Source organism: Flavobacterium sp. 103, assembly GCF_003096795.1.
Lineage (GTDB): Bacteria > Bacteroidota > Bacteroidia > Flavobacteriales > Flavobacteriaceae > Flavobacterium.
This window is the reverse complement of sequence record NZ_QENX01000001.1, coordinates 189,217-200,519: the sequence shown is the minus strand read 5'-3', so window position 1 is coordinate 200,519 and position 11,303 is coordinate 189,217. Positions and strand designations below refer to the sequence as shown.

At 33.7% G+C, this 11,303-nt stretch carries 4 protein-coding genes; 1 reads left to right on the top strand and 3 read right to left on the bottom strand.

All coding sequences use genetic code 11. The annotated features are described in order from the left end of the window. Nucleotides 1-2 precede the first annotated feature (2 nt). The 3 genes from C8C85_RS00840 to C8C85_RS00830 form a co-directional block, all read right to left on the bottom strand. Nucleotides 3-2,072, bottom strand: a complete 2,070-nt coding sequence (locus tag C8C85_RS00840; RefSeq protein ID WP_116795379.1) for a fibronectin type III domain-containing protein — start codon at nucleotides 2,070-2,072, stop codon at nucleotides 3-5. Nucleotides 2,073-2,152: 80 nt separating this feature from the next. Then, complete coding sequence (locus C8C85_RS00835) at nucleotides 2,153-3,517, bottom strand: IPT/TIG domain-containing protein (RefSeq protein WP_116795378.1); 1,365 nt, start codon at nucleotides 3,515-3,517, stop codon at nucleotides 2,153-2,155. Nucleotides 3,518-3,609: 92 nt separating this feature from the next. Continuing rightward, nucleotides 3,610-8,142: a hypothetical protein gene (locus C8C85_RS00830; RefSeq protein ID WP_133243369.1), complete on the bottom strand. Its 4,533-nt coding sequence runs from the start codon at nucleotides 8,140-8,142 to the stop codon at nucleotides 3,610-3,612. Nucleotides 8,143-8,936: 794 nt separating this feature from the next. Between C8C85_RS00830 and C8C85_RS00825 the strand changes: the two genes are divergently transcribed. After that, on the top strand, nucleotides 8,937-10,868 hold the full coding sequence (locus C8C85_RS00825) for an amino acid permease (RefSeq protein ID WP_116795376.1): 1,932 nt from the start codon (nucleotides 8,937-8,939) through the stop codon (nucleotides 10,866-10,868). Nucleotides 10,869-11,303 lie beyond the last annotated feature (435 nt).

Here is an 11,303-nt window from a genome sequence, read left to right as displayed (position 1 = left end):
TCTTAAAATTTTATATCATAAAAAGCCATTTTTGAAATCCTTCCGTCCGCAAAAAGGGCTCTTATGGCATATTTATAGGTTGTATTTATCGTAATGCTAGGGTCGGATATTTTTTTTGTTTGAGCTGTGACCATTTGCATCAATTGCATGGGTTCGTCTGCTGTGGCTTTGTAAATTTCAAAACTTTCGACACCCGTTGCTCTGTATTCCCAAGATAAATCAATGCTGTTGGTGGTAGTATTAGCTTGTGCATAAAATCCTTTTACAACTGGCATAACTGAGGCGAGAGGAATAAAAACAACTATTTCTGGTGATGGATTTGAAACCAAATTATTTTCGTCTTTAGCATATAGGGCATACCGATAAGTACCGCCTTCTATAATGCTTTTATCTACGTAGGATTCTGGTTTGTCTTTGGTATCCAAAATCAATTGCCAGTCTTTTTGTTCATTTTCTTTACGATAGAGTTGATGCGAGGCTGCATCTTCACTTTGGCTATTAATCCATTCTAAAGATACCATTCCGTCTTTTATCTCATAATTGGTAAAAATTGGTGAAGTAGGAGGAATGACATCCGGTTTTTTGACAATCAATACTTCTGAAAAGGGTGACATGTTATAATGGGTGTCGACTGCTATTATTTTGTAATAGACTTTACTGTTCAAACTTTTAACGATGACACTGTCTTGGTATTTATTAGATTCGCTTGGGCTCACCGTCAATTGACTAAATTCTTCGTTCGGATTGTAGGCTTTGTAAATGCGGTAGCCCATTAAATCCTTTTCTTTATTAAGATCCCAGTATATTTTAACTACTCCCAAACTATCAATAGCTCCTTTTAAGTTTACAGGCTTAGCTGGAGGAATAGAATCCACAGGTTGCACCAGCATCGGGAAAGATGTTCTATTGCTGCCTTGTTTGCCTATGGCAGTTATGGTAAAATAATTGGTTGAGGCTAGTTTGTTGTATGTTACTGTTCTAGTTTTTGAAGCAATGTTTTTTATGACAGGGATGTATTTATCATCATCAACATCGGAACGATTGAGTTCAAATCCAGAGATTTCGTCATTGCCTTCTTCGTTGAATTCCCAAGTTAGCGTTACCGTTTTATCATCCTTAAAATCTTTTATGGTAAGATGAGGTACAAATTTTAAGATTGATTTACCAGTCCCTGAAACCACTTCAGAGTAAGGACCTAATTCTCCAAAAGCAGAAATTCCCTGAATTCGATAACTGTATTGTAGGTTATTGGCAATTGAATCAACATAAAAAATACGATTATTATTTTCATTTTCTTGATTCATACTGGTGTAGGGCTTATTGGTAATTCGCTCAAAATGAATTTTGTCTTGGGAACGTTCTACATAATAGCTGCCATAAGCATGAGCTAATATCTTAAAGTTCCAACTCAGCATGGCGCTTTTGTCTGTAAAATGGGCGGAAAAATCCATAGGTTTGGGTAAATCTTCATATTCTTTTAAGCCCACAAATACACCTCCATATTCTATATCAAGTTCGGATTCAGGCGCGTTAGACGATACTCTATAGGTGTATTTTTCATTTTTCAAAGCCGTTATATCTTCAAAACCCAATCCTGCTTTTTTTGCCATTTCAAAATCCTTATCGGCAGCAAATAATGCAAAGGTGAATCGTTGTTCGCTTTCCTCGGATATATTAACGATAGATTGTAATTGATTTACACCAGTTACTCCAAAACTTTCTCCATAAAGCGCTTGTGCAATGATGGCTCCATTATCGTTGTCTGCTATTATTTTTTCCCAATTTTCAAGTGGTTCTGGTTTTAGTTCTTTTGCTAAAATTATTTTTTCAGGATTTGCCAATATTTTGTTATCTCTTGTTACGGTATAGCGTTCGAGTTGATACCCATATTTATTTAATTTTTTCCATGCAAGTGCATCGCTAGGTGCCCAACGCAAAAGAATTTTATCTTTTTGAACTCTTACGATTACTTGAATAGTTGATTCTTTTTTAGGCTTTTCAATTTTTTTTACTTGAGAATAGCCTTTGAAAAGAACAACAAAAATTAATGCAACCAAAAATGTATGCTTCATGCGAATTATTTTGTTGAGAATAATAGAGGGTACAAAAACGAATTGAAGCAGTATGTGAATTATCACATACTGCTATGAAATTACAGATTTCGTTTTAAAATTTTAGTTTTTGAGAAAGCCCAAATAACATTATCCTTGTAGGCTATTTTTAAAATATCTTCATTATGGTTGTACTCGATAGACCAGGAAGCTCCTCCATCGGTTGTTTTATAAATAACATTTTTTAATGTTGCCCAACCAGTAGTAGCATCTTTAAATACAAAGTTTGAAAAATTTTCACCATTATATATTGAAATCCAATTGTCTCCTCCATTGTTACTCTTATAAATTTTAGAAGAAGAAGGTCCTACAAGCAGCAGCAGTCCTGAGTCAGCATCAAAAAACTGTATTTCTCTAATATATGTGTCATTTGGTTCATCCGTAAAGAATTTTTCTTTCCAACCAGCAGAACTAGTATTTTTATAAATCATAAAAGGCTTCAAAGTGTAACTTGAATTTACAGTTATTCCTTTGTATCCCGTTACCCAAATGTGGTTATTGTCTAAAGCAAAGGATGCAAGACCTAATCCTACATAAGTATCGGTATTGCTTGTATATACGTTGGAAAAATTGATTCCGTCATTTGTGTCGTAAACAGTTCCATTATATGTAACAATTGTTCCTGCGGTCAAATTTTCGTTTGCGGTTACCACCCCAATCGTTGATGTGCCTTTAAAAACAAGATCTCCCCTCGTTCCACTAGAAGCGAGCGTCTTATATAAGTTTGCACTGCCGTATAAAGACCACCCTTCATCATTTGTTGTAGCAGAAAATGGAAATCTAGAATCCGATTGCGTATCTATCCAGATTCCCCATGTTTTTCCTTCATCAAAAGATCTATAAACATAAAAATAAGAAATACTACTTCCTCCAGAAAGGGTGGTTTTACTCTCCGTATGGTAATATATAGCTCTGTTATCCAAGATTTGAACATTGCTTACTGATGCATTTATAGAAGGGCTGTTCATAACAATCCAAGGACTAGGGCTCCTGTTTCCTAAAATTGCAATATTGCCATTGTAACAATTCTTAACTAAATTTGTTACTTTTGAATTCGTGATAATAATTGTTAATATTGGTATTTGCGTGCCCATCGTATCCGGTATCTTAAATTTTATTTCCGTGGAGGTGGCTGAAATAATCTTTGCTGGGATGCCGTCAAAAACCAAACTAATATCTTCGATTTTGTCTGTAAAATTTTCTCCATAGATTGTAATTATATCATCCTTACGACCATAGTTTTTAGAATACGAATTTATTTTAACTTCTACCAAAGGCACTGGAGTTGGTTTTGGTTCTGGTACAGTAGTATCTACTTTAACCGCTTCTACTTCTGAATCTTTGCTGCAGTTGCCGAATAATAATACAAATGGCAACACCATTAATAATCTGATTTGTTTTTTCATTTTTTTTTGTGTATTTTATTTATTGTTTTACCCACTATTCTTGTCTTTTATTTATAAAATTTCATTTTATCTTTTAAGATTTTTTCTTTCATTTAATTTGATTTTTGGAAGGTGAAAATTGAACCAGAACTAGTCCCTGCTTGTCCACCAGGAAGAATGTAGTTCAACTTTATCTTGTAAGTTCCTTGTTTTATATATGGGAATTCTCCATTTATGAGGTAATCGTATTTTTGAATCATTGTTTGATTTGATGAGTTTATGTATTTATTGGCTACTTTGTATCTAAGATCTTTGAAATCAGTTTTATAATAAAATGGAAGGTTGTATCTAAATGGTAGATATTCTTTTAGCATAAAGCTGGAAGGACTGTTTATGATGTAATCCTGATACCAAGCCAAAACTTCAACAGCTCTTATGGGCGGAACTCCTAATGAGTTTGTATCTCTATCTAATTTTATTACATTTTCCAAAGGATAGCCTTTGTAGATAAGAGGATATATTTCGTTTAAATAATAGCTGTCATCTAATACGGCTTCAACACTAATTAAAGGTTTATTTAATGTTTTTGAATTTCCTATTATTTCTATTTCGTCAAATGGTTCAGTAGACTCATTTAAGGATTGTAAAGCATGTACATCTGTATAAATAATCTCTACTAATGTTTGTTTCGGTTTCTTAGCTTCCATTTTTTCTTTGAAACTAAAGTATTGACTAGTGTTGAATTTGTATTGCAATATTTCTGTTCCTTCTCCACCAATTGCCGTTTCATTGAGTTTATTGCTTTTTATCTCAACATTAACATCAGTTGCAAGTTCTTTTTTCTCATAGTTTTGAGACAAGTTATTGGTTACATCCGTTTTTGTTTCAAGAGTCATTAAGGATAATGAATAAGGTTTTGACGTTTTTAATAGTGGTAGTTCGATATTCACTCTTTTGTTACTGACATCGTAACTTATTTTACCCGTACCGGTATTATCGGTTGTCTTATAAAAAGCTTTTTGGGATTGACCGGGTTTTAAATCAAATAGATAAGGTTGACCTTGTTTTAAAACTACATAGGCCTGCTTACTTTCGTTTTGATACACATATTTTTGGTCAAAAACAGGGTAACAATAGGCAATATTTGTAGTTGGAATATTATTTGGAGCTGTCCCAGTTGTAAAGTTTCGAACTTCTGTTTCGGTAGCAATTTGACCTTTATCATACACGGTAACCCAAGAACCATTTACATTTTCTTGAAAACTGACTTTTACTGTAAGGATTAGTTTTGAATTTTGCGGTAATACGTCCGTAGCGTTAAAACTCACTAAATCTTTAGTATTGTTCCAACTTACAGTTCCTGCTATTGGGACTCCTTCTTTCTTTATAGTATATTCTTCCAGTTTGAGTCTATATGTTTTTGTGCCTCCGTCGCCATCAATTACAAAATTTTTCTCAATAGGCATATTAAAACCAACTTGAGGTATAGTAAATACGTTAATTTCTTTGCTTGCTTCGGTAGGGTTAATGTCGGCAATTGTTTTAAGTCCTTCCAAAGGATTACTGCTTATAAATTCACATTGTGAACCAAATTCTAGTTTAAATCTAAAACTGCCTTTTACTGTTCCTCCCAATAAATCATAATACCCTCCCAAATATCCTCTAATCCAAACTGGATTGGGTAATTTGGCCTGTAAAATAACCGCTCCGCCACCTTTTATAATAGAGATTTTTTTACGAATCATAAATAGTTTTACATCTATTCCCATTTCACCTTGTAAATAGGCATAAGATTGTCCATTGGCATACCAACCATTTATACCTATTTGCCCAGTTCCTTTGCACATGGCTTCTCCGTAATCTTTTACCATGACATCAAATCCAAGTCCAGCTTCGAAATTGGCATAGAATACTAGAAAGTTCATATTTCCTGTTTTTAGGCTAAAGTCGGAGCCAAAAGCAAAACCCTTTCCAGAACCTAAAGTGCTTGCATTTTCAGATCGCATATAATCTAATGAACCTACATCCAATTTTAGTATTTGCGCTACAATTGCAGGAGGTGGTGGACTAGCAGGAATATCGTCTCCCAACATAAAATAACCACCAGCTTCAACTTCTATAGATCCAATAGCCATTTTTAAACCCAGCCTGTCTGTTGGAGTACCCATTCGGATGTACCATTTATTTGGGGCAAAATGAAGTACAGCCCAACCAGCTCTGTTTTGGGAAGCTCTTCCTTTCAATAATCCTGCTGCGGCATCTACATACAAATCAAATGAGCCATGAAGTGTTTTAGCAACAAAATCATACTCAATGGCTGCAAAAGCATTTATCCCTACTTTTCCTGAAACTTCATCCGGATATACAGTTTTTGCAGCTTCAGTAAGATTGCTTTCTTTTAATTTATCCAAAGTTGCAGTGACAATTTTACTTTCGGCTGTGACAATTTTTTCTAAGTTTTTAGTTAAGGAATTTGCTGGGATTTTAAAACCAAAATCTTGCATTACATGACCTTCTCCATAAATACTAATTCTACGAATGCCACCGGTTTTTAAAAAAGCAATTTCGAAACCGGCTCCACCCCAAAAAGCATCAGGTTTCGCCGCATTAGCAAAATGGATCATTGCTTTTATTCCCAAACCGGATTCTACATCAGGAACATAATTTGCACCAGAAGCAGTAAAACTAGAACTGAAACCATCTTTTTTCATGTTATAATAGGCTCCACCTCCAAAACCTTTTATTACAAAGGCACTGCACGGAATGTTTAGACCATCAACCATAGCGTCAACATACCAATATCTAAAATCATCTTTTTTTCCAAAAATTGCATTGGCCTCAACTATTATTCCCGCTTTGAACTCCGCTTTTAGTCCTCCTTTAAATCCATCTCCATAGACGGGATCTTTATCCATTAAAACAATATATCCGTCAAACTTGGCACCACCAATGTCTGCTTTTAGGCTAATTTGTTCAAATTTTAAATGATCAAACTTCCATTTTTGAATACCATCATTTTGATCGAATTTTCCAATGATATTGAATTTTGTTCTGCCATTAAATTGATCTTTCATCAAATTGATGGATAAATCTATTTTTAGAGTGGCGGATACATCATCTGCAATAATGGCAATTTCATGAATTGTTATAGGAAAATTGGCAACTTTGGATGATTTTGGATCATTCTCGGTTTCATTTTTATACCCAAAATAGTCTGCTTTAAATACAGGAGTAACCGTTTGCAGTTGAAGGTTTTGGAATGTTATCCCTTCAAACGCTACAGTTTCTTTTTTGGCTGGTTCTTCGGGTTTGTCGGTTTTAGGTGTAGTAGTTGTAGGTTCTTTTAGTGGGTCGTAATATGTGAAATTTGTTGTTGGAACATTTGTGTTTGCTGCTGTTTTTGGAGCTTCAGCATCAGGTGTTGGTGTGTTACTTCCTTTTATAGCAAGACTTCCGTTTAACAATGCTTTTGGTAAAAATTTCCCGTCTTTGACTTTCAATTCAATATAGGAACCCTTGTCAATTTTTGCAGTAGCTTTAAATACTTGAAAACAAAGGTTGTTATTGACTTCTGCTTTTAATAGGTATTCATTGTCTATCGGGTTGATTATTGCTGTGTATCCAATTTCACCTTGTGAGTTGGAAGCGCATTTCTTAGATTTATCTGAAACAGGTAAAACAATTGCACCGCCAAATCCTCCTGCAACTAAAGCATTTGCTCTAAATTTTAGATTAATATTGTTTACCGAAAATGCCCATCCACCTGCAGATCCTTGATCAATGTTCAATATATTGTTTCCTGTAAAATTACCCGAAACTCCCATTCTGTCAATCAGTAAATCGGTAGCTTGGAAGGTAACTCTGCCTTTGCTGGAATTAAACTTAAACTGTTCAGGAAGTGTAATCAATAACGATTTTACATACAATCCTCTCCATAGATTTTCGCTTCCAGGAACCAAATAATCTTTGGCGTAATTATCTGGCCAAGATATATTGTCTGAATTCCGCAAATCACTTAAGTCTATGACTGCATTGTTGAGTTCGAAGAAAGTTCCCTTGAAAGATGTTAATTGAAATTTAGGTAATGAAATATCAATTAAGATATCATTCCAATTGGTGATTTTTGTTTGAAAAGTGCCTTTAACTCTAGTTACAGAATCAATTACTTTATTATAGGCATTAACGGGTTCTATTATTTTTCTTGAGAATTCAACGTCGGCAGTAATACCTAAATCTTTAAAACCATTGCAATCAATAGTTACATAAGTTAGGTTGTCAACAACTCTTGTATTCATATTCATGCCTCCTTTTAAAACTAAAAGAGCTTTATCTCCACATATTTTTAAAGGAAAATCTCCAAGTAAAACTAGTTTAGTATCTCCAATCAGACCGCCTTTATGGGAAAGCTTGATGTTGTTTGCTCCAAAAAATATTTCTCTGGGCTTACCAAGTGAATCTATTTGTGGGATAATTATTCTGACAAATGCTGTTAATTCAGTATACTCTGGGGTGAATTTTGCATTACTTATCCCCAACATGTATTGGGTTTTATGAATAGTCTTTTTGATGCCAATTGGCAGCATCGAAAGGGATTTATTCTCTAATAGTTCAGTATTGTTATTTGTACTGTCAATTTTTTGGAACACAGCCTTAGCTGTTTTTAAATCTTCACTTGTACTCTCTGATGTAGGGAATTTTTTCTTGATAAAACTCTCAGTAAATTCACTTCTGATAGGAGATGTGTTTATTTGTTGAGCAGCAGTTTTTATGTAACTATTTTTTGGAGTTACATTTAAAATTAGTTTTGACCTGTTTTTTTTTGAACTATTTAGGGAATCTTTAAATGTATTGGAGTGGCAATTTAAATTTATAAATAACAACAAAAGTATTAAAGAGTATAGGTTTGGGGTGTTTTGGTTCAATTTATCACAAATTATAGGTTACTTTAAAATTACAGAATATATGTATTTTTTATTAAAAATTAGATTTAAAAGGATTACAAATATAATAAATTATATTTTTTTTAACAAGAAAAAATTCCACTTATAATTTAATTATTGTTATAAAAAAAAATATAAAAATTAAACTATTTTGGCTCTTTTCGTTCAGGGAACTATTATAATTTTGGAGAATTATAATACGTTAAATTACTATATTATGTCAATAATCTTCAATATTACAGTTTTTGCTATTTTAAACTTTTTAAAATAAAAATTGAATTATATTTTGTTTTAATATATCTTTTTAGTGTATATTTGACTTTTTTTAAGAATAAAAAGAGAAATATTGTTTTAATATCCCAATATTATAAAAAATCAGAATCATGACTTTAAAGAATGAATATGTTTTTTATATTTGGCCTTTACTATTTTTTCTTTTTTACTAAAACACTATTGCAAAAAATATAAAATATTAATTTTTTAACGGTAACATATATAACATGGCATTAAAAGGGCTTTTTAGAAAAAAAACGGTTCAAGATATCTTAAAGCAGGTCGAAAAAAACAATATGGAAGGGCATGAAGCGCTTGGAAAACATTTGACAGCCAAAGATTTAACCGCTTTTGGAATTGCAGCCATTGTTGGTGCTGGAATTTTTAGTACTATCGGGAAAGCCAGTTTTGATGGAGGTCCAGCTGTAATTTTCTTGTTTTTGTTTACTGCGGTTGCCTGTAGTTTTGCCGCTTTTGCTTATGCCGAATTTGCTTCAATGGTGCCTGTTTCGGGAAGCGCTTATACCTATTCCTATGTAGCTTTTGGTGAATTAATTGCCTGGATTATTGGCTGGGCTTTGATTATGGAATATTCTGTTGGGAATATAACGGTCGCCATATCTTGGAGTGATTACTTTACGGGGCTGCTCTCCAGTGGCGGAATTGACTTGCCACAATGGGTACAAATGGATTATTTAACAGCTTCTAATGGTTTTAAAGACGCCACTGCCTTGATGGAAGGAGGGAAGACTTTTGAGAACTTGAGTTCTGGATTGCAAAATGCTTATACCGCCTGGACGACGTCTCCTGTAATTGGTTCTTTTCATTTAGTAGCCGATTTGCCTGCGCTCTTGATTATTGTCTTGATTACAGCCTTGATTTATAGAGGAATGAAAGAATCTCGTAATGCGAGTAATATCATGGTTGTTGTTAAATTGTGTATTGTTCTTTTGGTTATTGCTGTCGGTATCTTTTATGTGGATACTACGAATTGGCATCCTTTTGCTCCGAATGGAGTTTCAGGGGTTTTAAAAGGAGTGTCAGCAGTGTTCTTTGCTTATATCGGTTTTGACGCTATTTCGACTACAGCTGAAGAGTGTAAAGATCCACAACGTGACTTGCCAAGAGGGATGATGTGGGCGATTATTATATGTACACTTTTATATATTGCCATTGCATTGGTTTTGACAGGGATGGTGAGTTATAATACCTTGAATGTTGGGGATCCATTGGCTTTTGTATTTGATCAATTGCATTTGAAATGGATGTCAGGAATCATTGCGGTAAGCGCTGTGGTTGCCATGGCTAGTGTATTGTTGGTTTTCCAAATGGGACAACCGCGTATTTGGATGAGTATGAGTCGTGATGGTTTGTTGCCAAAGAAATTCTCTACTGTGCATCCAAAGTTTAAAACACCTTCTTTTGCCACAATTGTAGTTGGTTTTGTTGTTGCTGTTCCAGCTTTGTTTATGAATTTAACTATGGTTACTGATTTATGCAGTATTGGAACATTGTTTGCCTTTGTTTTGGTTTGTGCGGGTGTTTTGGCTTTGCAAAACAGAACCGATATTCCAAGAGGGAAATTCAAAACGCCTTATGTTAATTCCAAATACATATTTCCATTATTGATTATTATTGCTTTGGTGATTTCTTTTACCTACAATAAAAAAGCAACAATGGGTTTCATTACCAATGAGACCAAAATTAACAATTCGGAATTTATTATTACTTCATTAAATAAAGAGGAGACACAAAAAGTATATGATTATTTAGTTAAGATTGAAGGAAAAACGAATGCAACTGAGAAACTGGATGTAGAGCATTTGTTGAGTCAGTATCAGGAAGATGATGCTAAATATGAAACAGTAGTTGCTGGATTGCCAATTTCGGATTCCATAAAATACGAAAGTGGATTTGATTTATTCAAACACAAAATACCGATGTGGATTTTTTTAATCGTAATTGTTGGATTGGTTTATTGGTCCTTCAAAGAAAATTTGTCTTTGATTCCGCTTTTGGGTTTAATCTGTTGTCTGTATATGATGGCAGAGCTAAGCGTTTGGAATTGGATTTACTTTACTATTTGGTTGCTGTTAGGATTGGTGATTTACTTTGGCTTCAGTCGTAAAAATAGTAAGCTGAATTTGGAAAAAGAATAGTTTTTTTAAAATTGTGAGTTGTGAATTGCGAAAGCGATTCCTGAAAACGGAATAATTATAAATAGTATAACGTCTTGAGCCATTATGGTTCAGGACGTTTTTTTTTGAGAGTGATGCTTTTGAAAATTTCTTATAAAAAGCAAAATGTATGGAGCCCCGATTACTCCACTATATTTCTATTTTTATCAGAGTTCAGTGAACTTCGTTTGGAATGATAGTGGGAGAAATGTTGTTAAGGAATGTATTTTTTCTGCTCCTAAATTTATAGACTAAACTGCTTATAGAATTTGTTGTAATGAATCAAAAGGGATTTAGGTTTTACTTGAGGTATTTAAAAGGTTTGTCTGTAATTCTTGATGAAATCGTTATAATTCGAACAAAAAACCTCTAGAATTAAACTTTAAACAAAACTTTATTCCTTAATTTTGCATCACT

Excerpts from the sequence above, each read along its gene's own strand:
- C8C85_RS00840 (WP_116795379.1), bottom strand. The coding sequence starts at position 2,072 with ATGAAGCATACATTTTTGGTTGCATTAATTTTTGTTGTTCTTTTCAAA.
- C8C85_RS00825 (WP_116795376.1), top strand. The coding sequence starts at position 8,937 with ATGGCATTAAAAGGGCTTTTTAGAAAAAAAACGGTTCAAGATATCTTA.
- C8C85_RS00835 (WP_116795378.1), bottom strand. The coding sequence starts at position 3,517 with ATGAAAAAACAAATCAGATTATTAATGGTGTTGCCATTTGTATTATTA.